20 protein-coding genes are annotated in these 23825 nt (G+C 66.3%); 9 read left to right on the forward strand and 11 right to left on the reverse strand.

What is annotated here, in order from left to right:
* From Q0K23_RS10445 to Q0K23_RS10465, 5 genes are all read right to left on the reverse strand, one after another.
* A partial coding sequence (locus Q0K23_RS10445; protein WP_294521758.1) for a CarD family transcriptional regulator occupies window positions 1-2065 on the reverse strand: 2065 nt, incomplete at its 3' end.
* A 112-nt stretch (window positions 2066-2177) separates the two neighbouring features.
* The gene (pth, locus tag Q0K23_RS10450; RefSeq protein WP_294521760.1) at window positions 2178-2768 is read right to left on the reverse strand and encodes an aminoacyl-tRNA hydrolase; all 591 of its coding nucleotides are present in this window, start codon (window positions 2766-2768) and stop codon (window positions 2178-2180) included.
* A gap of 221 nt (window positions 2769-2989) precedes the next feature.
* The gene (locus Q0K23_RS10455) at window positions 2990-3949 is read right to left on the reverse strand and encodes a ribose-phosphate pyrophosphokinase (RefSeq protein ID WP_294521761.1); all 960 of its coding nucleotides are present in this window, start codon (window positions 3947-3949) and stop codon (window positions 2990-2992) included.
* A gap of 103 nt (window positions 3950-4052) precedes the next feature.
* Window positions 4053-5243 carry a DapH/DapD/GlmU-related protein gene (locus tag Q0K23_RS10460; RefSeq protein WP_294521762.1) on the reverse strand — a complete coding sequence of 397 codons (1191 nt, stop codon included), beginning with the start codon at window positions 5241-5243 and terminating at the stop codon, window positions 4053-4055.
* Window positions 5244-5541: 298 nt separating this feature from the next.
* Window positions 5542-6030, reverse strand: a complete 489-nt coding sequence (locus tag Q0K23_RS10465; RefSeq protein WP_294521767.1) for an HD domain-containing protein — start codon at window positions 6028-6030, stop codon at window positions 5542-5544.
* A 234-nt stretch (window positions 6031-6264) separates the two neighbouring features.
* On the opposite strand from Q0K23_RS10465, the gene Q0K23_RS10470 reads away from it, so the two are divergent.
* Genes Q0K23_RS10470 through Q0K23_RS10480 form a run of 3 tightly spaced genes read left to right on the forward strand, consistent with a single transcriptional unit; the run spans window position 6265 to window position 9567 of the window.
* Complete coding sequence (locus tag Q0K23_RS10470; protein ID WP_294521771.1) at window positions 6265-6657, forward strand: GntR family transcriptional regulator; 393 nt, start codon at window positions 6265-6267, stop codon at window positions 6655-6657.
* On the forward strand, window positions 6654-7556 hold the full coding sequence (locus tag Q0K23_RS10475) for an ABC transporter ATP-binding protein (protein ID WP_294521775.1): 903 nt from the start codon (window positions 6654-6656) through the stop codon (window positions 7554-7556). Before Q0K23_RS10470 ends, Q0K23_RS10475 begins: the two co-directional genes overlap by 4 nt.
* Window positions 7531-9567 carry a hypothetical protein gene (locus Q0K23_RS10480; RefSeq protein ID WP_294521779.1) on the forward strand — a complete coding sequence of 679 codons (2037 nt, stop codon included), beginning with the start codon at window positions 7531-7533 and terminating at the stop codon, window positions 9565-9567. The genes Q0K23_RS10475 and Q0K23_RS10480 overlap by 26 nt, the downstream gene beginning before the upstream one ends.
* Before the next feature lie 156 nt (window positions 9568-9723).
* Here the strand turns inward: Q0K23_RS10480 and Q0K23_RS10485 are convergent, their stop codons facing one another.
* Together Q0K23_RS10485 and ygeW are read right to left on the reverse strand one after the other, a co-directional pair.
* On the reverse strand, window positions 9724-10014 hold the full coding sequence (locus Q0K23_RS10485) for an FMN-binding protein (RefSeq protein ID WP_294521780.1): 291 nt from the start codon (window positions 10012-10014) through the stop codon (window positions 9724-9726).
* A 302-nt stretch (window positions 10015-10316) separates the two neighbouring features.
* Complete coding sequence (gene ygeW / locus Q0K23_RS10490; RefSeq protein WP_294521782.1) at window positions 10317-11513, reverse strand: knotted carbamoyltransferase YgeW; 1197 nt, start codon at window positions 11511-11513, stop codon at window positions 10317-10319.
* A gap of 239 nt (window positions 11514-11752) precedes the next feature.
* Between ygeW and Q0K23_RS10495 the strand changes: the two genes are divergently transcribed.
* From Q0K23_RS10495 to Q0K23_RS10520, 6 genes are all read left to right on the forward strand, one after another.
* Window positions 11753-12385: a transcriptional regulator gene (locus Q0K23_RS10495; RefSeq protein WP_294521784.1), complete on the forward strand. Its 633-nt coding sequence runs from the start codon at window positions 11753-11755 to the stop codon at window positions 12383-12385.
* Window positions 12386-12431: 46 nt separating this feature from the next.
* Window positions 12432-13901 (forward strand): pyridoxal-phosphate dependent enzyme, encoded by a 1470-nt coding sequence (locus tag Q0K23_RS10500; RefSeq protein WP_294521787.1) that lies wholly within the window; start codon window positions 12432-12434, stop codon window positions 13899-13901.
* Window positions 13902-14745: 844 nt separating this feature from the next.
* Window positions 14746-15984, forward strand: a complete 1239-nt coding sequence (gene thrC / locus Q0K23_RS10505; protein ID WP_294521807.1) for a threonine synthase — start codon at window positions 14746-14748, stop codon at window positions 15982-15984.
* A 43-nt stretch (window positions 15985-16027) separates the two neighbouring features.
* Window positions 16028-17422 carry a dihydropyrimidinase gene (hydA, locus tag Q0K23_RS10510; protein WP_294521790.1) on the forward strand — a complete coding sequence of 465 codons (1395 nt, stop codon included), beginning with the start codon at window positions 16028-16030 and terminating at the stop codon, window positions 17420-17422.
* The gene (locus tag Q0K23_RS10515) at window positions 17419-18006 is read left to right on the forward strand and encodes a nucleotidyltransferase family protein (protein ID WP_294521810.1); all 588 of its coding nucleotides are present in this window, start codon (window positions 17419-17421) and stop codon (window positions 18004-18006) included. Before hydA ends, Q0K23_RS10515 begins: the two co-directional genes overlap by 4 nt.
* Complete coding sequence (locus Q0K23_RS10520; RefSeq protein ID WP_294521792.1) at window positions 18003-18962, forward strand: alpha/beta hydrolase; 960 nt, start codon at window positions 18003-18005, stop codon at window positions 18960-18962. Before Q0K23_RS10515 ends, Q0K23_RS10520 begins: the two co-directional genes overlap by 4 nt.
* Before the next feature lie 55 nt (window positions 18963-19017).
* Here Q0K23_RS10520 and Q0K23_RS10525 read toward each other — a convergent pair whose 3' ends face one another.
* From Q0K23_RS10525 to yqeB, 4 genes are read right to left on the reverse strand one after another with little or no spacing between them, the layout of a single operon-like run.
* Window positions 19018-20331 carry an alpha-amylase family glycosyl hydrolase gene (locus tag Q0K23_RS10525; RefSeq protein ID WP_294521795.1) on the reverse strand — a complete coding sequence of 438 codons (1314 nt, stop codon included), beginning with the start codon at window positions 20329-20331 and terminating at the stop codon, window positions 19018-19020.
* Window positions 20332-20379: 48 nt separating this feature from the next.
* Entirely contained in the window at window positions 20380-21969 is a 1590-nt protein-coding gene (locus Q0K23_RS10530; protein WP_294521798.1) for an S-layer homology domain-containing protein, read from the reverse strand.
* 24 nt (window positions 21970-21993) lie between these two features.
* Window positions 21994-22749: an XdhC/CoxI family protein gene (locus Q0K23_RS10535; RefSeq protein WP_294521801.1), complete on the reverse strand. Its 756-nt coding sequence runs from the start codon at window positions 22747-22749 to the stop codon at window positions 21994-21996.
* A complete protein-coding gene (gene yqeB / locus Q0K23_RS10540; protein WP_294521804.1) occupies window positions 22737-23543 on the reverse strand; it encodes a selenium-dependent molybdenum cofactor biosynthesis protein YqeB in 807 nt (268 codons plus the stop codon). The genes Q0K23_RS10535 and yqeB overlap by 13 nt, the downstream gene beginning before the upstream one ends.
* Window positions 23544-23825: the final 282 nt, after the last annotated feature.

The raw sequence follows: 23825 nt of genomic DNA on the forward strand, positions 1-23825 counted from the left end.
AGTGCTGCCGGGCCAGCACGGTGGTGGGCACCAGGATGGCGGCCTGCTTGCCGTCCAGCACGCACTTCATGATGGCCCGGAAGGCCACCTCGGTCTTGCCGTAGCCCACGTCGCCGCACAGCAGCCGGTCCATGGGCCGGGGGGCCTCCATGTCCCCCTTGATCTCGGCGATGCAGCGGAGCTGGTCGTCGGTCTCGGTGTACTCGAACTGCTCCTCAAACTCCCGCATCCACTCCGAGTCGGGGGAAAAGGCGAAGCCGGGCTGGCGCTGCCGCTGGGCGTAGAGCTGGATGAGGCCCTTAGCCAGGTCCTTGACCGCCTTTTTGGCCCGGGTCTTGGCCTTTTCCCAGTCGGCGCCCCCCAGCTTGGACAGCTTCTTGGTCTCCTGGGCGTCCTCCCCCGCGCCGATATACTTGCTCACCAGGTCCAGCTGGGTGGCGGGCACGTAGAGCACGTCGGCCCCGGCGTAGGCGATCTTCACATAGTCCTTCTGGATGCCGTCCACCGGCATCTTCACCATGCCCTGGTACCGGCCGATGCCGTGGTGCTCGTGGACCACCAGGTCGCCCACGCTCAGGTCGGCGTAAGACCCCAGCTTCTGCCGGTTGGTGACGGCCTTCACCTTTTTCTTCTTCACCCCGGCGGCCTGGCCCTCGGTGAGGACGGCGCATTTTGCCTCCGGGTACTCCATGCCGCTGGACAGGCCGCCCACGGCGATGACCGCCTTGCCAGGGGCGGGCAGCTTGTGGAGGAGGAAGTCCACCGCGGCCTTCACCCCCTGCTCCCGCAGGAGGGCCTGGAGGTTCAGGGCCCGCTGCTCGCTGGACACCAGCACCACGGTGGAGAAATTTTCGCCCAGATAGTGGCTCAGGTCGGAGACGGCGGTCTCCAGGCTGGCGCCGTAGGAGGGCAGCTGCTTGCACAGCAGGTTGATGAGGGTGCGGGGCCGCCGGGGGTACTGGGCGCCCACGAAATTGTCCAGATAGGCCACCGGCCACTCCTCCAGCACGCCGCACAGCTCCTCAAAGGTGCGGGCGAACTCGGTCAGCTCCCCCGCCAGCACCCCGGCCTCCATGAGGGCCTTGGCGTCCTCGGTCAGCTGCCAGAGGTAGTTCTTGGCCCGCTCCGCCACCCGGGGGCTCTCGCTGAAGAGCACCACCGCGTCCTCGGGGAAGTAGTCCGCCGCCGTGGCCATGTGGGGGTACACCAGGGCGATGTACCGGTCCAGGGCCGGGAAGGACATGTTCTCCGCCAGCCGCTCCCGGTCCTCCTCCAGGGTCTTGACCAGGTCGGCGCCGTCCTTGCGGCGCTTGGCCTTGGCGATCAGGCCGTCCATGGCCTCCAGCAGCCCGGCGTACCCGCCGGGGGCGAACTGGGGCAGCACCTCCGCCGCCGGGAGGATCTCGGCGCTCTTCCGGTTCTCCACCCGGCGCTGGGTGTTCACGTCGAACAGGCCCATGGAGTCGGCCTCGTCGCCGAAGAACTCCACCCGGATGGGGCCGTCCTCAGCGGGAGAGTAGAAGTCCAGGATGCCGCCCCGGAGGGCGAACTGGCCCACGCCCTCCACCTGCTCGCAGCGGGTGTACCCGGCGGCGGTGAGGGTGTCTGCCAGCTCGCTGAGGTCGTAGCTCTCCCCCACCCGCAGGCACTGGGAGGCCTGGGTCAGCAGGGTCTTGGGGATGGTCCGCTCCAGGGCGCCCTCGATGGTGCACACCAGCAGGGGGCACTCCCCCGCCGCCAGGGCCCGCAGCACGGACAGCCGCCTGTGCTCCCACTGGCGGGAGACCACCGCCGCGTGGTGGAAGGTGAACTCCCGGGCGGTGAGGGTGCGCACCTGCTCCCCGGTCAGGAAGGCCAGGTCCCGGGCCATCCGGTCGGCCTCGGCCTCGTCGGCGCACAGCACCACCACGCTCCGGCCCAGGGCCTGCCGCAGCCCGGCGGCCATATGGGCCCGGTGGACGGGGGACACTCCGGTGAACGCGGCGGGACAGCCGCCGCCGTCCACCGCCGCGGCCAGGCGCTGGAATTCCGGGATTGCGGTTACCATGGTTGCCAGTTCCTTCACGGGATACACCTCACAGTTCTAAAAAAATCAGGCTTGGAGCGGCAAAGCCTTCCCCCCAGGGGGAAGGCGCCCCAGTGCGCACACTGGGGCGGATGAGGGGAAGACCCCGAACTCAGTTGAAGCGGCTCATGGCCTTGTCGGGGCCGTCCTGGATATAGCACTCCACCGCGTCGGCGGCCCGCTTGACGGCGGCGTCGATGGCCTTCTTGTCCTCGCCGGTGAACTTGCCCAGCACCCAGTCGGCCAGGTCGTAGTCCGGGTGGGGCTTCTCCCCCACCCCCACCTTGAGCCGGGGGAACTGGTCGGTGCCCAGCTGCTGGATGATATTTTTCAGGCCGTTGTGGCCGCCGGCGGAGCCGCTGCGGCGGATGCGCAGCCGTCCCACGGGCAGGGACACGTCGTCGCTCACCACCAGTACATGCTCGGGAGGCACTTTATAGAAGTCGGCGGCCTGGCGCACCGCCTCGCCGGACAGGTTCATATAGGTCACCGGCTTCATCAGCAGCACCTGGGTGCCGCCCAGCTGGGTGGTGTTGGTCAGGGCCTTGAACTTGAGCCGCTGGACGGGGATGTTTTTCCGTTCGGCCAGCTGGTCGGCCACCATAAAGCCCACGTTGTGGCGGGTGTTCTCATACTTGTCCCCCGGGTTGCCCAGGCACACCACCAGCCACTCCACGCCCCCGGTCTTTTTTCCAAACAGCATAATCATGAACTCCCTTGACAGGTTAAAAGGGGGCGGAGCAAAGCTCCGCCCCCGGATTCGGTTTTTGGTTTTGTTCCGTCTGGCGTTTCTTGTCACGCTTCGCCTGTTCGCGACGGGCGGCTTCCCTCCGACTCGGGCTTGAAACAGGCCCGCTATGCGGTCCTTCGGTTTCGCGCCCTCGCTCCGGTCCATCCGCCCTGCTCACGACGGCTCAGCGCTTCTCAGGAGAACAGCTTGGAGACGGAGACTTCCTCGTAGATGCGCTCAATGGCCTCGGCGAACATGTGGGCCACGGAGAGATACTTGATCTTATCACACTTCACGCCGGAACGGGCGGGAACGGTGTCGAGGAAGATGACCTCCTTGATGACGCTCTTCTCGATGCGGTCCACAGCGGGGCCGGAGAGGACGCCGTGGGAGGCGCAGGCGTACACCTCGGTAGCGCCGCCCAGCTCCACCAGGGCCTGGGCCGCGCCGCACAGGGACCCGCCGGTGTCCACCATGTCGTCGAAGAGGATGACCCGCTTGCCGCGGACGTCGCCGATGATGTTCATGACCTCGGAGGAGTTGGCCTTCTGGCGGCGCTTGTCCACGATGGCCAGGCCCATGCCCAGCTTCTGGGCGAAGGCCCGGGCCCGGGCCACGGAGCCCACGTCGGGGGACACCACCATGGTGCCCTCCACGTCGTCGCCGAAGCGCTCGGCGAAGTGGCGGGTGAAGATGGGGTTGCCCAGCAGGTTGTCCACGGGGATGTCGAAGAAGCCCTGGATCTGGGACGCGTGCAGGTCCATGGTCAGCACCCGGTCGGCGCCGGCGCGGGTGATCAGGTTGGCCACCAGCTTGGCGGAGATGGGGTCGCGGGGCTTGGTCTTGCGGTCCTGGCGGGCATAGCCGAAGTAGGGGATCACGGCGGTGATCCGGCCGGCGGAGGCCCGCTTGAGGGCGTCGATCATAATGAGCATTTCCATCAGGTTGTCGTTCACAGGCGCGCAGGTGGACTGAACCACGAATACGTCGGAGCCGCGGACCGTCTCATAGATGGAGACAAAGTTCTCCCCATCGGAGAAGGCGCCTACCTCGGCGTTGCCCAGCTCCATGCCCATTTCCTTGCAGATGGCCTCCGCCAGGGGTTTGTTGGAGCTGCCAGCGAAGATCTTGATGTCCTTGCCGTGTGAGATCATCTTCTACATCCTCTCATTTCTTTTGTTGTTTCTATATTTTTCCCGCGCCAGGCGCGGTCGTTCCCTCTCTCGCGCGGATTGATTCCGCTCTATGGTCCGGCCCTTACCGGCCGGAGCGCTTGCGCCGCTTGGCGGCCCACTGCTTCTTGACCACCTGGACGCTGCGGGCGATGGCCAGGGAGTCGGCGGGCACGTCGTCGGTGATGGTGCTGCCGGCGGCGGTGTAGGCGCCGTCGCCCACCTTCACGGGGGCCACCAGGTTGGTGTTGCAGCCGATGAAGGCCCCGTCGCCGATGACGGTGCGGTACTTGCTGGTGCCGTCATAGTTGACGGTGACCGTGCCGCTGCCCAGGTTGGCCCGCTCGCCCACGTCGCAGTCGCCCACGTAGGTCAGGCGGGAGATCTTGCTGCCCTCGCCCACGGTGGAGTTCTTCAGGGTCACAAAGTCGCCCACCTTCACGTTCCTGCCCACCCGGCAGCCCGGGCGGATGTGGGCGAAGGGGCCGATCATGACCCCCTCCTCCACGGTGCTCTCGTTGAGCTGGGAGGCGTTGACGGTCACGTGGTCCCCCACGATGCAGTCCCGGATCATGGCGTTGGGGCCGATCTCGCAGAAGCGGCCCACGCTGGTGCGGCCCCGGAGAATGGTGCCGGGGAGGATCACGGTGCCGCCGCCCACGGTGGCGCGGGGGCCAATGTAGGCGTTCTCCACGTCCACGAACCGGACCGGCGGAAGGATGAACTCGCTGCGCAGCCGGTCGATGGAGGCGTGGCGGGCAAAATACTGGGCGCTGTCCCAGGTGGGGGCGCTGTCGTCCAGGGGGAGCAGGCCCTCATAGCTGCCGCTCTTCAGGCCGAAATGGCTGCCGGCACGCACGGCGGTGACAAAGTCCTCGCCGCCCTCCACCGCCTCCTTGAGGGCCGCGGCGGAGATGCGGTACACGCCGGTGTCCTCGCCCCGGGGCAGCTCCTCGTCCCCGGCCAGGCGGGCCGCGCCCCGGTCATCCAGGAACACAGGCCGGGTAAACACCGCCACATTCCCCTCCAGCGCGGTGAGGAAGGCGGTGAGCTGTCCGGCGGCATCCTCGGCGCCATCGGTGACGAACTCGGTCCCTCCCGGGAAACAGGCCCCGGCCCGCTCCCGGTCGTCGTCGTGACAGACCACGAGGAACCGCTCCACCCCGGAGCGCTCCAGCGCGGCGGACAGCCACGCGGCGGCCGGGTCAAAGAGGAGATCCTCCAGCATCAGCGAAGAGGTGTCGCCCTCCCGCGGAAGAAAAACAATGGCGCCCATGGGCCCCATATGCTGTCACCTCGTCTGATAGAATGGGCGCACCGCCCGGACGGGTGGGCGCCATATTTACGGATACGGATAGATTATATCAAATATTTACGCAAAATGCACCGTGATTTTGAAATTTTACCACGCCGAAACCCACTCTCGTAAAAATGCACAATTTTCCCCCTTCATATCCCCCGCCCACGGCCATTCTGCCAGCCGTTTTGGGGACGTTTTTCCCTTTTTTCGTCAAAACAGGGGAGAAAAAAGGGAACCGGCAACGGGTTCCCTTTTTCTTCCGTCTCCTCTGCCGTCAGCCCATGGCCTTTTCCCGCACCCGGGAGCGGCGCCAGTAGCCCAGCACCTCGGCGGTGGCGCAGGCCTTGTCGGCCAGGTTGACCACCGCCGCCTCGGCGCTGCGGGGCCGCCGCTTGGCCAGGGGCCACATGTGGGAGATGATGATATTCCGTTCCTTTTCCGTCAGCCGCCCGCACAGGGCCTCGGCGTTGCGCAGGGCAAAGACCGGGTGGTCAAAGCACTGGTTGCCCGGGTGGGCCGACTTGTCCCGGGGGTCGTAGAGGTACAGGTCGTGGAGCAGGCCGCACCGGGCCGCGGCCATGTAGTCCAGATTCCAGCGCCGGGCCATGCGGAAGGCCGCATAGGCCACGAACACCGAGTGCTCGTAGCAGGTGGTACCCGGGTGGTGGGGGATGTTCCGCATGGACTGCACCTCAGGCGTGAAGAGCAGGTCCCCCACGCAGTCCAGAAAGCACCGCCAGTTGACATCGTTGATTACCGTCATCCAACGTTCCCCTTTTCATCGCTTATCTCGTCCCGGCGGGCCGGGACGGCCGGTTCTATACAGTTTCAACTATATTATAGCGCGTCAAGGATGTCCTGTCATGTCGGAACGGCATTTTTGAAAGAAATATCATAATTTCTTAAAGTCTTTTCAGACCGGGCCGTGTATACTGACTGTACCAAGAGAGCTCATACAGTGGGCGCGGCGTCCCGCGCCCATGGAAAGGAGCGTGCCATGATCTCTCTCAACTACCGGGACCAACGTCCCATCTACGAACAGATCAAGGAGGGCCTGCGCCATCTGGTGGTCACCGGGGCCATCCAGGCCGGCGACAAGCTGCCCTCCGTGCGGGCCCTGGCGGCCTCCCTGGCCATCAACCCCAACACCATCCAGCGGGCCTACGAGGCCCTGGAGGCGGAGGGGTATCTCACCTCCCAGCCGGGGAAGGGCTCCTTTGCCGCCCCGGGGAGGGATGTGAAGGAGCAGCGGCGGGAGGAGCTGCTGCGCCAGTTCGACCGCTCGGCGGCGGAGCTGCTATTTCTGGGGCTGTCGGCGGAGGAGCTGGCCATGCGTGTGACGGCGGCGGGACAGAATCCCGCCGGTTTGAAGGAGGAAAGAGCGCAATGATCGAGGTAAAGGAGCTGGTCAAGAGCTTTGACGGCTTTCGGGCGCTGGACGGGCTGAACATGACGGTGCCCACCGCTTCCATCTACGGGCTGGTGGGCCCCAACGGCGCGGGCAAGTCCACCCTGCTGCGGCACATCACCGGCGTGTGGCGGCAGGACAGCGGCCAGGTGCTGGCCGACGGGGTCCCCATCTACGAGAATCCGGCGGTGAAGGCCCGCATCGCCTCCATCCCCGACGACCTGTACTACTTCCTCTCCGCCTCCACGGCGGACATGGCCGCCTTTTACCGGGGCTTCTACCCCCGGTTCGACATGAAGCGGTACGACGCCCTGCGGGAGGTGTTCTCCGGCATCGACGAGAAGCGGGCCATCCGCCGTCTGTCCAAGGGCATGCAGAAGCAGGCCGCCTTCTGGCTGGCCCTGTGCTGCCGGCCGGACATCCTGGTGCTGGATGAGCCGGTGGACGGCCTGGACCCGGTGATGCGCCGGCAGGTGTGGGGCCTGCTGATGGGGGACGTGGCGGAACACGGCACCACGGTGCTGGTGTCCTCCCACAACCTGCGGGAGCTGGAGGACGTGTGCGACCATGTGGGCATCCTCAGCCGGGGCAAGGTGCTCATCGAGCGGTCCCTCAGCGATTTGCAGGAGAACCTGGTAAAGATGCAGGTGGTGTTTCAGGAGAAGGAGCTGCCCAAGCTGCCCGACGACATGGAGGTGCTCCATGTGTCCCACGTGGGCCGCATCCACACCCTGATCGTCCGGGGCAACGCCACCGACGTGACCAACCGGCTGGCGGTGTACGCCCCCATCCTCATGGAGGCCCTGCCTTTGACCCTGGAGGAGATTTTCATCTATGAACTGGGAGGTGAGGACTATGCCGTCCGCGACATCGTGCTCTAAGGGGCCCAACCCCTGGTGGAATTCCACCCTGTACCGCAAAAACCTGAAGCGCTTCTGGCCCATCTGGGGGTCCTACGGGGCCATTCTGCTGCTCATCCCCCTGACCTTCCTGCTGACCTGGCTGGACCGGCACGACGCCCTGGACCTCAACAGCGTGGCCCTGGACCTGGTGGGCTTTGTCAGCCCCACGGGCCTGATGCTGTCGGCGCTGTGGTCCATCGTCAGCGCCATGGCCGTGTTCTCCTACCTCTACAACAGCCGCAGCGTCCAGCTCTACCACGCCCTGCCCATCCGGCGGGAGGGGCTGTATCTGACCAACTACCTGTCCGGCCTCAGCTTCCTGGTGCTGCCCCTGGCGGCGGTGTTCCTGTGCATCCTGGCGGTGGAGGCCCTCACCGGGGCCCTGGCCGTGGGGCCCCTGCTCCAGTGGCTCATCGCCCAGGTGTGCTTCGCCCTGTTCTTCTACTCCTTTGCCGCCTTCTGCGCCCTCTTTGTGGGCCATATCGTGGCTCTGCCCGTGTTCTACGGCATCCTCAACTTCCTGGCCTTCGGCATGTACCAGCTCCTCAGCGAGCTGTTCCGCCAGTTCGTCTACGGCTACTACGGCTGGCCCGCCATGTCCCAGCTGGCCCAGTGGCTCTCCCCCTTCATCGTGCTCTACCGGGAGAGCGGCGTCCGGATGGGCGAGGACGGCGGCTATTTCTTCACCGGCCTGGCCGCCGCCCTGGCCTACGCCCTGGTGGGCCTGGCGCTCTCCGCCGTTGGCCTGCTGGTGTACCGGGTCCGGTCCCTGGAGACCGCCGGTGACGTGGTGGCCGTCAAGTGGGTGCGGCCCGTGTTCAAGTACGGCGTGGCCCTCTGCACCGCCGTCACCATCGGCATCTTCCTCCACCAGCTGTTCCGCTCCCTCCTGCCCGGGGGCATGTGGCCCCTGCTGGGCCTGCTCCTGCTGGGCGGCCTGGTGGGCTACTTTGCCGCCGAGATGCTCCTGCGCAAGACCTTCCGGGTGCTCCGCCGGAGCTGGAAGGGGGCCCTGGCCCTGTGCCTGGTGCTCACCGCCGCCGCCCTGGCCATGCACTACGACCTCATCGGCTTCAACCGGGCCCCCTCCCGGTACGACGTGGTGTCCCTCTACCTGGAGGGCCCCTACACCTACCCCAGCGACAGCGCCTCCCACTTCGGCGCCCACCTGACCGACAGCGAGGATATTGAGGCGGCCCTGGCCCTTCACCAGGCCATCGCCCAGAACCAGAGGGAGCTTCAGGCCCGGCTGGAGCAGGACCGCTACTCCACGGGCTACGACCCGGCCAACCCGGACCAGACCCTGACCCAGTCCCAGACCGTGTACTTCTACTACGACATGGCCGACGGCTCCCAGCTGATGCGGTCTTACGACCTGCAGCTCTACTCTACCGACCTGGAGGACCCCAATTCCGTGGCCTCCCTGCTCAACAGCATCGTCAACGCCCCCGGCTCCGCGGAGGACGCCTACTTCTCCGGCGTGGAGAGTCAGGACGCCTTCGGCAATCTGGTGGAGGCCTCCCTGCAAAGCGTGTACGACGCCGGCCAGCAGACCTACACCGACCTGGATGTGCTCACCGAGGCCGACCGGAACGCCCTGCTGGCGGCGGTGCGGTCCGACCTGGCCGCCGGACGGCTGGGACAGCGGTATCTCTTTGACGACAAGGCGCGCAACGACACCTGCTCCCTGGCCGACATCGAGCTGACCTTCTTCAAGACCGTCACCGACACCGACCAGTACGGCCAGCTGCGGGAGCACGACTGGAGCACCACCGTCACCATCGGCCTCCAGACCACCGCCACCGACACCATCGCCTGTCTGGAGGAGCTGGGGCTGATCGACGGAACTCACCAGCTGACCACCCACACGGAGGATATGCTCCGCTCCCCCGGCGACCCCGGCGCCGCCGACACCGTCCAGGAGGAGAACAGCTCCACCGAAGAGGCGGACGGCGGCCTCCCCCAGGTCGAGGCCGTTCCCCTGGACTGAGAAAAGTCTTCCCCACTGGAGAAAGGCGGGTGGCCGCAGTCCGGGCGGATGGGGGAAAACGTCCCTCAGAACGCTGCACCCTCCAATAACAGACCGCCCCCCGGCGCGTGATACGCGCCGGGGGGCGGTCTTTATGCCGCTATAGGACTGTTGAAATTACTCTTCAGCGGTACCGGCCACCGTCACCGTCTCGCCGGGCTTGCCGGAGTCCAGGATGGCCTGCATCATGGCCCGGGCGTTGTTGGAGGCCATGGTGGCGCCGGTGATGCCGTCGATCTCGGCGGTGCCGCCGGCCTTGAGGATCTGATCGCTCAGCTCGGGCATCCAGTCGGCGGGGGCGGGGTCCATGGGGTAGTTCTCAGGGGTGGTCTCGCTCTTCTTGTTGCCGTCGGCGTCGTAGCTGTCAAAGACGGCGGAGACCATGGCGCCGTCCTTGTACTCCACCACCAGGCGGCCTCGGCGGAGGCGTCGTCCATCTCGGCGGTATAGGTGCCGTCGGCCATGGCGCTGGGCGCGGGAGCGGCGGCGGTCTTGGTGCAGCCGGCCACGGTCAGGAGCATGGCCGCGGACAGAACGGCAGGCACAAGCAGTTTCTTCATCGTATCTTTCCTCTGGAAATCTGTTTAAACTGTCTGAACATACAGACGCCCGGATATTACAGCAAGTTTGTAGGTATTTTGTCAATGTGCGCCGCTTTAAAATTTTTCCGCCCTGTTTCCCCTGTTTTCTGTACTTTTACCAGCTTTTTGTTATTTCCCCCGGCGAGGGCGGGCCTCCTGCTGGAAGCGCTGGAGGGTCTCCACCGGGTTCTCGCACTGGGCCAGGAGGATCATGGCGGCGATGATGTAGGGCTTGTAGCTGGCCTCCTTGTAGAGGTCGTCCCGGTACCGGTCGAACACGGTGGCCGCCACCTCGCCCTGCTGGCAGGACACGCCGGTGATGTCGGCGGGCAGGCAGTGCATGTACAGGGCCTTGCCGCCCTTGGTGGTGGCCATGCGGCTCTCGGTGCACTCCCAGTCGGTGTGCAGCGCGTTCTGTGCCAGCAGCTCCTTCTCCAGAGCCTTGATGCCCTCGGCGTCCCCACGGCCGTACAGGTCGGTGCGCTTCTCCATGGCGGCGAAGGGCGCCCAGCTCTTGGGGTAGACAATGTCCGCGTCCTGGAAGGCCTCGTCCATGGAGTTGGTGCGGGTAAAGCTGCCGCCGCTCTTCTGGGCGTTCTGCCGGGCAATCTCCTCCACCTCGGGCATGACCTCATAGCCCTCGGGGTGGGCCAGGACCACGTTCATGCCGAACCGGGTCATCAGGCCGATGACGCCCTGGGGCACGCTGAGGGGCTTGCCGTAGCTGGGGGAGTAGGCCCAGGTCATGGCGATCTTCTTGCCCCGCAGCTTGTCCACGCCGCCGAAGCGGTGGATCAGGTGGAGGGCGTCGGCCATGCACTGGGTGGGGTGGTCGATGTCGCACTGCAGGTTGACCAGGGTGGGCCGCTGCTCCAGCACGCCGTCCCTGTGTCCCTGCTCCACCGCGTCGGCCACTTCCTTCATATAGGTGTGGCCCTTGCCGATGTACATGTCGTCCCGGATGCCGATGACGTCGGCCATAAAGGAGATCATGTTGGCGGTCTCACGGACGGTCTCGCCGTGGGCGATCTGGCTCTTGCCCTCGTCCAGGTCCTGGACCTCCAGGCCCAGCAGGTTGCAGGCCGAGGCAAAGGAGAACCGGGTGCGGGTGGAGTTGTCCCGGAACAGGGAGATACCCAGGCCCGAGTCAAACAGGCGGGTGGAGATGTTCCGCTCCCGCAGGTCCCGCAGGGCGTCCGCCACCGCGAACACACCCGCCAGCTCCTGGCCGGTCTTGTCCCAGGTGAGGAAGAAGTCCTTCCCGTACATGTTCTTCAGGTCCAGCGTGCCCAGCTCCCGGATGATTTCATCAAACTGTGCGCTCATGCTCATATCCTCCTTGGTACGAAGTTTCACTGGAATAAGCATAGCATGTCCCCCGCCGGAATCAACCGGTATTTTGTGAACATTTTCACCTGATTGCATCTTTTTGAGGGAGACTTACAGTTTTTTTGTTTTCGCCTTGATTTCTCCCCCTGCTGTGATATGATGAAAGAAACAGTTCCGCCGGAGGAGATTTTTCCCCTTTTTCCGGCGCACACCCTCAGAAAGGAGCCTTTTTCCCCATGCTCAGTGAAGAACGCCTCTCCCTCCTGCGGCAGATGGCCCACGGTCTGGCCGTCCAGTTCGGCCCCTGCTGCGAGGTGGTCATCCACGACCTGACCGACGACCCGGAGCACACGGTGGTCCACATCGAGAACGGCCACGTGTCCGGCCGCTCCCTGGGGGACGGCCCGTCCCACGTGGTGCTGGAGTCCCTCAGGGGCGGGCGCCAGGAGGACCACCTGGCCTACCTGACCCGCACCCCCGACGGCAAGGTGCTCAAGTCCTCCACCCTGTTTATCCGGGACCCCTCCGGCAAGCCGGAGGCCATCTTCTCCATCAACTACGATATCTCCGCCCTTCTCACCGTGGAACAGGCCCTGCGGCCCCTGGTCTCCCCCAAGGAGGCCCCCACCAAGGAGCCCGAGCGCATCACCCGCAGCGTGTCCGACCTGCTGGACGACCTGCTGCGGGAGTCGGTGGAGCTGGTGGGCAAGCCGGTGGCCCTCATGGACCGGGAGGACAAGATCCGGGCCATCCGCTTCCTCAACGACGCCGGCGCCCTGCTCATTACCAAGTCGGGTGACAAAATCGCCACCTTCTTCGGCATCTCCAAGTACACCCTGTACAGCTATCTGGACGACAAGAACGGCTGAGGCCGTCCGTTGGCCCATCCAACCATATAAAAAAGGAGGCACCGCCATGATCGACCTGACCATCCACCCCGAGGCCCTGGAGCGCAACCTGCGCAACGCCCGGGAAAACAACATCCTCATCCCCACCTTTCGGCAGATGAAGCACCCGGAGTCCATCCCGGACAAGGTGAAGGAGGGACTCAAGTCCGTGGGGCTGTGGGATGTGAACCCCCTGAACCTGTTCCGCATCACCTGGAAGAACGAGGCCAAGGAGTATGGCGGCCTGTTCCAGCACGTGCCCAACTACGTGGAGCTGCCCTCCTCCCTCACCGGCGTGCCCTGCCGCATCGTGGCCATGGCGGGCAAGTGGTTCCCCACCGGCTGCCACAAGGTGGGCGCCTCCTTCGGCTGCCTGGCCCCCCGGCTGGTCACCGGCCAGTTCGACGTGACGCGCCACAAGGCGGTCTGGCCCTCCACCGGCAACTACTGCCGGGGCGGCGCCTTCAACTCCAAGCTGCTGGGGGCCCGGGGCGTGGCCATCCTGCCCGCCGGCATGAGCCGGGAGCGGTTTGAGTGGCTGGCGTCCATCGGCGCGGAGGTCATCGCCACCCCCGGCTGCGAGAGCAACGTGAAGGAGATCTTCGACAAGACCAACGAGCTGCGGCAGGACCCGGGCTGCATGATCTTCAACCAGTTTGAGGAGATGGGCAACCATCTGTGGCACTACCAGGTCACCGGCGAGGCCCTGTCCGCCCTGTTCGAGGGCATCAAGCGGCCCGGGGACCGGCTCTCCGGCGCCTGCTTCACCAGCGGCAGCGCGGGCACCATCGGCTGCGGCGACTACCTGAAGGAGGTCTACCCCGGCATGAAGCTGGCGGTGGGCGAGGCCCTCCAGTGCCCCACCATCCTGAACAACGGCTTCGGCGACCACCGCATCGAGGGCATCGGCGACAAGCACATCCCCTGGATTCACGACGTGAAGAACACCGACATGGTCATCGACATCGACGACGAGGACTCCCAGCGGCTGCTGCGGCTCTTCGCCGAGGAGGAGGGCCTGCGGTATCTGGCCGAGGAGGCCGGTGTGGACGCCCAGACCCTGGAGAAGCTGTCCTGGATGGGCATCAGTGGCATTGCCAACGTGCTCTGCTGCGTGAAGATGGCCAAGTATTACGAGTTCACCGCCCATGATGTGGTGGTGACCGTGCTCACCGACTCGGCGGCCATGTACGGCTCCCGGGTGGCCGAGCTGGCGGAGCAGTACGGCCCCTACGACCGCCGCGCCGCCGCCATCGACCACCACCTCCACCTGCTGGGCCTGAAGACCGACGCCATGGCCGAGCTCAACTACTACGACCGCAAGCGGATTCACAACCTGAAGTACTACACCTGGGTGGAGCAGCAGGGCCGCACCGCCGAGGAGCTGGACGCCCTGTGGTACGGCGACGAGTGGGACAAGGTCCACGCCCAGGTGGGCGAGCTGGACGCCCTCATCGACCAGTTCAACACCGCCTCCGGCGTGCTGGGTCAGCTGTGAGATAAAACCGGCCCTCTCCCTCATCAGTCACGCTTTTCGCGTGACAGCTTCCCCCCCAGGGGGAAGCCGGAGCGATGCACCCACCCGAGCCTTCCCCCCGGGGGGGAAGGTGCCCCAGTGCGCACACTGGGGCGGATGAGGGGAAATCCCTCCGCGGGCACATAACTTGCAGGGGAACGGTCTCCGACGGCCTACTTTCCAGCGAGGGAAAGTAGGCAAAGCTCGCCATGGGGCAACAGGCGCGGAGGGCCCTTCCAGGGCCAAACGCGCCCGTTTCCCCCTGGTACCCCCTTCGGAGACACGTCCGGCGGCGGCAAAATTCAATGAGCCGCCGTATTTGAAAGCAGTTGCTTGCCGGTTCAATGCCCAGCGCACCGTTCCCCTTCTGCCCGAGCAGCGTTACCCTCCCAGACTTGTGAGCCGCTACAATCCAATTACCGTTCTCAATGCCGCACCAAGTCTCTGCGCCGTGTTTCAGCCTCCGCTCGAGGCAGCCAAGCCTTCCCCCTGGGGGGAAGGTGGCTGCATCTCGGGGGCCCCGCATGAGCCCAGCGAAGCGGGTCGTGTGGGGAGAGGACGAGCAGCGGAGTGAACGAGGCCTGCCGCTTGCGGCGGGCTGAGCGATACGCAGCTTGCGAGGACGATGACGGATGAGGGGGAAGCCTCCGCTGAATGCCGCAGTTCCCCTCATCAGTCACGCTTTTCGCGTGACAGCTTCCCCCCAGGGGGAAGCCTATGGGGTGCGTCCTGCGCCTTCTCCCCTTGGAGAAAGGTGGCCGCTTTTCGGGGTCCCCGCGGAAGATAGTTTCAGGCTCTTTTCCCGTTGAAAGGAGTAGTTTTTATGATGAAAAACGTCCGCTGTGCCAAATGCGTCCGCTGCGGCAGGGAGTACGAGGCCGTGCCCGGCCTGACCACCTGTGAGTGCGGCGGAATTCTGGATATTGAGTACAATTACGACTATATTCGCTCGGTTTTCTCTCCAAATTCCCTGTCTGACTGCACGGACTGGTCCATGTGGCGGTACCGCCCGTTTCTGCCGGTGGAGCCCGACTCTCCCCCGCCGCCCCTGCGGGTGGGCTGGTCTCCCCTGTACCGGGTCGACCGCCTGGCGCAAGCAATTGGCCTTTACAGGCTCTTCCTCAAGGACGACGGCCTCAACCCCACCGCGTCCCTGAAGGACCGGGCCTCTGCCATGGCGGTGGTCAAGGCCCGTGAGGCGGGGGCGGACACTATCGCCTGCTCCTCCACCGGCAACGCGGCCTCCTCCCTGGCGGGCAACGCGGCGGCGGCTGGGCTGGCCAGCTACATCTTTGTGCCCGCCCGGGCCCCCAGGGGCAAGGTGGCCCAGCTGCAGATCTTCGGGGCCACCGTCATCAGCGTAGACGGCAGCTATGAGGACACCTTTGCCCTGTCCAAGGCCGCCATCGACCGCTGGGGCTGGTACAACCGCAACGCCGCCATCAACCCCTACCTGTCCGAGGGCAAGAAGACGGTGACCCTGGAGATCATGGAGCAGCTCCACTGGCAGGCGCCCGACTATGTGGCGCTGTCCGTGGGGGACGGCTGCACCATCGCCGGGGCGTGGAAGGGCCTGAAGGACCTGTACGCCGCCGGGTTCATCGACCGCCTGCCCAAACTCATCTCGGTCCAGGCCGAGGGCTGCTGCCCCCTGAACCGGGCCCTCCAGACCGGGGAGCCCTGGCGGCCCATGGAGGAAAACACCCTGGCCGACTCCATCGCCGTGGGCGTGCCCCGCAACGCGGACAAAGCCCTGGCCGCCGTAAGAGAGAGCGGCGGCGTGGCGGTCAACGTGTCCGATGAGGAGATCCTCGCCGCCATGCGGCTCATCGGCCGCACCTGCGGCGTGTTCGGCGAGCCTGCCGGCGTCACCGGCACGGCGGGCGTGAAGAAGGCGGTGGAGCTGGGGCTCATCGACCCGGCGTCCACAGTGGTCAGCATCGTCACCGGCAACGGTCTGAAGGACGCGGCCAGCGGCATCAAGGCCGCCGGGGAGCCCATGATGGTCAAGCCGGACATGACAGACCTGCTGTCCGCCTTTGAGGCCCGCAACATCCGCCCGTAAACCCAAGAGATACGCCGCCATGCGGCGGAACGGAGGTTTTATTATGTCTGAGCGTACATCCACCCTCATCCGTGGGGGCACCCTCATCCTGCCCCAGGGTCCCGTGTCCGCCGACCTGCGGATAGACGGGGACAAGATCACCGCCATCGGCCCCGACCTGCCCGCCGAGGGCTGCAAGGTGGTGGAGGCGGCGGGCAAGCTGGTGTTCCCCGGCTTTATCGACACCCACACCCACTTTGAGATGAACAAGGGCCTGCCCAACGAGACGGCGGACGACTGGGTGTCAGGCACCCGGGCGGCCCTGGCGGGGGGCACCACCTGCGTGCTGGACTTTGCCGAGCCGGAGCGGGGCTGCTCCCTGGCCTCCGCCCTGGAGACCTGGCACGGCCGGGCCGACGGCCGCGCCTCCTGCCACTACGGGTTCCACATGACCATCAAGGACTGGGACCCCCGCATCAAGGCCGAGCTGGCCGACATGACCGCCGAGGGAATCACCTCCTACAAGATCTACCTGGCCTACGACAACCTGCGGGTCACCGACCGGCAGGCCCTGGAGGTGGTGGAGGCGGTGGCCCGTGAGGGCGGCATCGTGGGCTGCCACTGCGAGAACGGCGACATGGTCACCGAGGGCATCAAGGCCCAGCGGGCGGCGGGGCACCTGTCCCCGGCGGCTCACCCCCTGTCCCGTCCGCCGGTGGTGGAAGCCGAGGCGGTGGACCGGTGGCTGGCCCTGTCCGAGATGGCGGGCTACCCGGTAAACGTGGTGCACCTGTCCACCCTGCGGGGGCTGGAGGTCATTCGGGCCGCCCGGGCAAGGGGCCAGAAGTGCTATGTGGAGAGCTGCCCCCAATACTTTCTGTTGAATGACGATAAATATCTACTGCCCGGATTCGAAAGTGCCAAGTTTGTGCTCTCCCCGCCCCTGCGGAAGAAAGAGGACAGCGACGCCCTGTGGCAGGCGCTCTCCGCCGGGGAGATCGACACCATGGGCACCGACCACTGCTCCTTCAACTTCAACGGCGTAAAGACCCTGGGCCGGGAGGACTTCTCCAAGATCCCCAACGGCATCCCCGGCGTTGAGCACCGTCCTTCCCTCATGTACACCGCCGGTGTGGCCACCGGCCGCATCACCGCCGCCGACATGGCCCGGATGCTCGCCGAGCAGCCCGCCAAGCTCTTCGGTATGTACCCCCAAAAAGGCGTGCTGGCGGTGGGCAGCGACGCCGACCTGGTCATCTGGAATCCCGAGGCCCGCTGGACCATCACCGCCGCCGAGCAGAACCAGCGGGTGGACTACACCCCCTACGAGGGCTTTGAGGCCGTGGGCCGGCCCGAGACCGTGTTCCTCTCCGGCAAGGTGGCGGCGGAGAACGGCAAGGTGGTGCTGGAGAAGGCGGGAGAATTTGTCCACAGAGGGAGCGCCCAGCTGTGGAGATGAAAATCGCCCTTGTGCTCATGGCCTCGGGGGCCGGGCGGCGGTTCGGGGCCAACAAGCTGCTCCAGACCGTGGACGGCCTGCCCCTGGTGCGCCGGGTGATGGCCGCCTGTCCCCCGGAGCTGTTCGCCCCCGCCCTGGTGGTGAGCCGCTACCCGGAGATCCTCTCCCTGGCGGAGGAGCTGGGGTACACGCCCATCTTTAACAGCGGCGCGGACGAGGGCATCTCGGCCACCGTCCGGCTGGGCACCGCCGCGGCTCAGGCCGCGGGGGCGGACGGGGCGTTGTTTGCTGTTGCCGACCAGCCCTGGATCACCCGGGCAAGCGTGGAGCGGGTGATGGCCGCCTTTTCCTCCCACCCGGACACCATTCCCGCCCTGGGCTGGCAGGGGAAAAAGGGCAATCCCTGTCTCTTTCCCCGGGAATTCTTCCCCGAGCTGTCCGCCCTCACCGGGGACACCGGCGGCGGCGCGGTGATCAAGGCCCACCGGGACCGGCTGCGGCTGGTGGAGGCGGGTAACCCCGCCGAACTGCTGGATGTGGACACCCCCGCCGACCTGGGACACAGCGGAGGCGCGGCCCCGTGACGCCCTGGCTCATCGGTATTCTGCTGGCCCTGCTGATCGTGGCCGCCCTGTGGCGCAGCCTGGGCCTGCGGGTGTGGCTGCTCCGGAAGATCTTCGGCGGCCCCGGCCCGGGACAGGGCCCCGCCGACCTGGAATCCAGAAAGGCAGCTCTGTCCATCCGCCGGGACCTGGTCTACCCCTCCCCCGACGGAGACGGGCGCTACGATCTGTACCTTCCCGCCGGTGAGGGCCCCTTCCCCGTTGTGGTCTGGGTCCACGGCGGGGCCTTTGTGGCCGGGGACAAGGCCAATGTGTCCAACTGGGCGGTGATGCTGGCCCACGCGGGGTACGCGGTGGCCGCCCTCAACTATTGCTGGGCCCCGGAGCTGGCCTTTCCCGGCCAGGCCCGGCAGATCCAGGCCGCGCTGGCGGCCCTGAGGGCCCATCCCCATCTGGATGTGACCCGGGTGGCCCTGGCCGGAGACTCGGCGGGGGCCTATCTGGCCCTTCAGGCTGGGCTTATCACCGTCAAACCCGCCTTTTCCGCTGCCCTGGGGGTATCCCCCGCCCTGCCGCCGGAGGCGCTGAAGGCCCTGGTGCTCTGCTGCGGGTGCTACCGGCTCATCCCCCACGGGCGGGATTTTGCCTCCCGCCTGCTGGGCCGCAGCGTGGGCTGGGCCCTCTTCGGCCGCCGGGACTGGGCGGCCCTGCCCACCGCTCCCCTCACCGACCTGATCAGCCAGGTGACAAGCGGCCTTCCCCCCTGTTACATTGCCGACGGCAACACCGGATCCTTTGAGGAGGACGGCCGGGCCCTGGCCGCCGCCCTGGAGCAGGCCGGGGTGGCGGCGGTCACCCGGTTCTACGGGAGGGAGGCGGGCGCCGTGGGCCACGAGTACCAGTTCGACCTGCTCACCCCCCAGGGGGTGGAGACCTGGGAGGAGGCCCTGGACTTTCTCCACAAATTTCTCCCCTGATGTGGAAAAAATGAGGCCCCGGAGTAATTGCTCCGGGGCCTTTCTGCGTCTTTGTTCAGTTTTCCAGCCGCCAGATGGAGGCGGTGCGGGCGGGGAGCAGCTGATTTTCGCCCAGGGTGAGGGTCTCGCCGGTCTCCAGGTCGGTGGCCGGGCCGGAGAGCCCGCCCAGCCGGGCGGTATAGTCCGCGTCGTCCAGGTTGACGGCGCAGAGCACCCGCTCGCCCTCGTACTGCCGCAGGAACACCAGCTGCCGGTTGGTGATGACCACGGTCTGGTACCCGCCGCCGTTGAGGGCCTTGCTGCCCGCCCGGGCCCTGATGAGCCCGGCGATGCGGTCTGTAAGGGCGTTCCACTCCGGCTTCTCCAGGGCGGGACGGAGGGCGCTGTCGTCCCCCCTGCCCTTGGCCCCCTGGATGCCCCACTCGCTGCCGTAGTACAGGCAGGGGATGCCGGGCATGGCGAAGAGGACGGCGTAGCACAGGGGCATGTCGTCGGAGCGGCGCAGGTTGCTGGCCAGGCGGTTGACGTCGTGGTTGTCCGCGAAGGAGAACAGGTGGCAGCCACGGTAGAGGGTGTACTGCCCGTCGGAGAACAGGCGGTTGAGGGAGTGGTTGATCTCAAACATGTTCTTGTCGTTGAAGCTGGACCACAGGCCCTTGAAGCACTCGTAGTTGGTGCAGGAGTGGAGCAGGCCGTCCCCCATGATGCGGCGGTAGTCGCCGCCCAGGATCTCGCCGTAGAGGAAGAAGTCGGGCTTGAGATTGTCGCAGAAGGAGCGGATGGCCCGCAGGAAGTCCTGGGACAGCAGGTAGGCCACGTCCAGCCGCAGGCCGTCCACGCCGAACTCCTCCACCCACTTGCGGATACAGGAGAACAGGTACTCCACCACCTGGGGGTTGGACAGGTTCAGCTTCACCAGCTCGTAGTGCCCCTCCCAGCCCTCGTACCACAATCCGTCGTTGTAATTGCTGTTGCCCCCGAAGTTGATGTGGAACCAGTCCTTATAGGGGCTGCCCTCCCGGTTTTTCAGCACGTCCTGGAAGGCCCAGAACCCCCGGCCCACGTGGTGGAACACGCCGTCCAGCACCACCTTCATGCCCCGGCGGTGCAGGTCGTCGCACACGTCCTTGAAGTCCTGGTTGGTGCCCAGGCGGCAGTCCACGGTGAGGAAATCCCGGGTGTCGTACCCGTGCCGGTCGGACTGGAACACCGGGTTGAACACCACGGCCCCCACCCCCAGCTTCTCCAGGTGGTCCCCCCAGTCCAGCACCCGCCGGATGCGGGGAACGGTGACGCCGTCGTTCTCCATGGGCGCGCCGCACATGCCCAGGGGGTAGATCTGATAAAAGGTCCGCTCATATGCCCACATATACTTGGCTTCCTCCTCTGAGGTCTGGATTTTTGGATCGTTTGGAGCTTAGAACAGTTTGACGGTATAGGTAATGGTGTCGGTGCCGCCGCTCCTGAGCTTCAGGCCGGAGATGGTCACGGTGATGGGCTCGCCGGTGCGGTACTCCAGGCCCACGGGATGAAAGACCACCATCAGTGTGCCGCCGTAGCTGGGGTTCAGGCGGACATAGCCGTCGTTCAGGTTGATGTGGATGGCGCCGTCGGCCGACTCCTTGTCCTCGGCCACCTGATCGGTCCAGGTGTTGCCGCTGCCGTCGGTGACGGTGACCGCCACGCCGTCCATGTCCTCCATGTCGTTCACGTACACGCCGGGCTTCAGCAGGCAGCTCCAGCCCAGCTTATCATGGAACAGTTCCTCCGGGAACACACCCGCCGAGGGCCATGTCACATAGTCCGGGCCGTCCCACTCGCCGCTGGTGCCGTTTCCCACCTGGATGACCGAGTAGCCGTCTATATAGCCCATGCCCACGGTGGTCAGAAGGGGGTCCAGCAGCCAGCGGCGGCCGCTGCCCATGAACAAGATGCTGTAGTCCTCCACGCGGTTGAGCACATATTCCGTCAGGTCCCTTTGCTCCCGGCCGGACATGCTCTCCTTGACGACCTGGGAGCCCCTGCGGTACAGGTCCTCGGACATGCCCTTGGGCTTGCTGGGCTCGGTGCTGAAGGCCTCGTCTCCCCCGGCTGCCAGCAGCAGGGCTCCCAGCTGGACCTCCTGGTTCTTTTCGTCCCGCATGCCCACCGGCTCCAGCCCGGCCACGGCCCGCACGTAGTTGAGGGCGTTGAGGGCGTCCTGGAGGAAGGCGTCGTTGAGCTTGCCGGGGATGAACTCCTCCACCGAGGGCGCCTGGGCGTAGGGCTCGCCGGGGTTGCCAAAGGTGGCCCGCAGCTCCTTGAGCTTGGCGATCTGCTCCCGCTCGGCGGCGGTGAAGCGCTTGGCCTCCAGGTCTGCACAGCCCGCGTCCATGGCCCGGACCGCCAGCAGGGCGGCCTGCTCCACGGTGGTGTGGGCGGACAGCTGCCAGCCGTCCCCGGAGCCCTTCATCAGCCCGGAGCCGATCAGGTTCTTCACGCCCTCCGCAGCCCAGCCGGGGATGGCGCCCTCCGCCCCGGAGGCCATGCGCTCGGCCACGCCGTCCACCGTCTGGGGCAGCTCCACGCCGCACACGTCCATCACACGGTCCAGCAGGACGCAGATCTCCGTGCGGGTGATGGTGCGGTCAGGGGCAAAGGTGGTGTCGGACACGCCGTTCATCAGACCCAGCCGCCAGGCCGCCGCGCTGTACACGCCCTCGGTGCCGGCGGTCAGGTCGGTAAACGGGGTGCCCTGCCAGCTGTCCTGGCCCAGCTCCTCCACCGGGCAGCCCAGGCTCTTGGCCAGCAGCACGGCCAGACCCGCGAACTCCCCACGGGTGATGTCCTCCTGATAGCCGGAGTGGGGCTCAAAGTCCAGCAGTCCCGCCTCCCGGGCCCGCTCCACCTCGGCGGCGGCCCAGGACGAGGGCTGGCCGTCTCCCACGGCCATCGCCCCCGAGGTCAGGGCCATGCTCAAGGTCAGGACTCCGGCCACCATACACTTCCCAATTCTTCCCCGTTTCATTCCGGATCCCTCCCTTATGATTTCTCAGCGGCGGAGGGCGAACTCCACCTCAATGATGCCGCCGCACACCATGCCCAGGTCGGCGGCGTTGGGGGACAGGTCGTAGACCTGCCGGGTGGGGATGTCCTCCCCGTTCCACAGCTTCATGGCGTCCTGCCTGGCCCTGAACTCGGCGGCGCCGCCGCCCACGGTGCCCAGGATGGACCCGTCGGGCCGCACCAGCATCCAGGTGCCCTCCCCTCTGGGGGCGGAGCCACGCTTGCTGACGATAGTCACCAGCACGCCGGGCTCCTGGCTGGGAGGCGGCGGGGGCATGGAGCCGATGCGGGCCCGCTCGGCCACCAGCTCGGCGGCGATGGACACCGCCACCTCCGCCGGGCTCTGGCCCCCCAGCTTGATGCCGATGGGAGAGTGGACGCCGTCCAGCTGGGCCTGGGGGAAGCCCTCGGAGAGCAGGCTCTTCATCACGGCCGCCACCTTGCCCTTGCTGCCGATCATGCCCGCATAGGCGTACTGTCCCCGGAGCACATGGGCCAGGCAGTCCCGGTCAAAGGCGTGGCCCCGGGTGACGATGACGTAGTAGTCGTCGGCCCGGCTGCCCAGCTGGTCCAGGGCCTGGTCAAAGCCCATGCACAGCACCTGGCCCACCATGGGGAACCGCTCCTTGTTGGCAAACTCGGGCCGGTCGTCGATAACGGTGATGTCGAAGTCCAGAATGGAGGCCACATGGGCCAGGGCCAGGGACACATGTCCCCCGCCGCAGATGATCAGTCGTTCCAAATTCCCTTCTCCTTTCCGAAGTACAGCAGTCCCTCCAGCACGCCGCCGCCGATGGCCCGGGCCTTGTCGGACACGGTGAAGCAGTGGCGCACCTCGCAGCGGGGGTCGATGTCCCCCGACTTCATGCCCTTGAACACCTTCAGCCCGGCGGGGAGCATGCCCCGCACCACGCCGGTGATGAGGGCGTACACCGGCTGGCCGTCCACGCTGGCCACCAGGTCCCCCTTCTCCACCTGGTCGCCGATGGCGGCCACAGGCTCAAAGATGCCGTCGGCGCTGGCGCGGATGATGCGCTCGGTGGTGTAGCCGCCGATGTTGCCCGGCACGCCGGTGTTGGGCACGGCGGAGCCGTCGGTGATGAGGCGGCCCAGGTCGTGGCCCCGCTGGGTCTCAATGACCCCGTGGCAGTCCACTCCGGCGGTGAAGCCGGGGCCCAGGGCCAGCACCACCGGCGCGTCGTGGATGGTGGTGCCCAGGTTCTTCTTGGCCAGGATGGCGTCCACCACGGCGAAAAAGTCCAGCTCCTTGAGGATCTTGGCCTCCGGGTCGTTGAGGACGGGGATCTCCCCCTTCTCCAGGGCGGCCAGGGCCTCCCCGCTGCCGCTCACCCGCCGGGCAGTGATGCCCTCCACGGTGCAGGTGCCGTCGTACATGCACTGGCAGAAGGCCACCGTCCGCCGCACCGCCGTGGGCTGGTCAATGTCGGTCATCACCAGGGGGAATCCCGCCCGGTGCAGCCGCACCGCCGTGCCTGTGGCCAGGTCGCCGGCGCCCTTGATCAAAATTCGTTTCACTGTCTATCCACTCCTTTTTCCTGCCGCCGGTCGCCCGGGGCCCGGTTTTTTGTTTCTATAATTTTATATCGTGGTTTTTCTGTTCCCTCAGGGCAAGGCCTTCCCCCTGGGGGGAAGGTGGCTGGCCGCAGGCCAGACGGATGAGGGGGCGGTCTTTAGATGACATGCAGCTTGCAAAGATGAGGGGAACGGTCTCCGACGGGGTACTTTTCTCCGGCGAAAAGTACCCAAAAGCCGCCATGGGGCAACAGGCGCGGAGGGCCCTTCCAGGGCCAAACGCGC

Origin of the sequence: uncultured Pseudoflavonifractor sp., assembly GCF_944387275.1 — a bacterium.
GTDB lineage: Bacteria > Bacillota > Clostridia > Oscillospirales > Oscillospiraceae > Pseudoflavonifractor > Pseudoflavonifractor intestinihominis.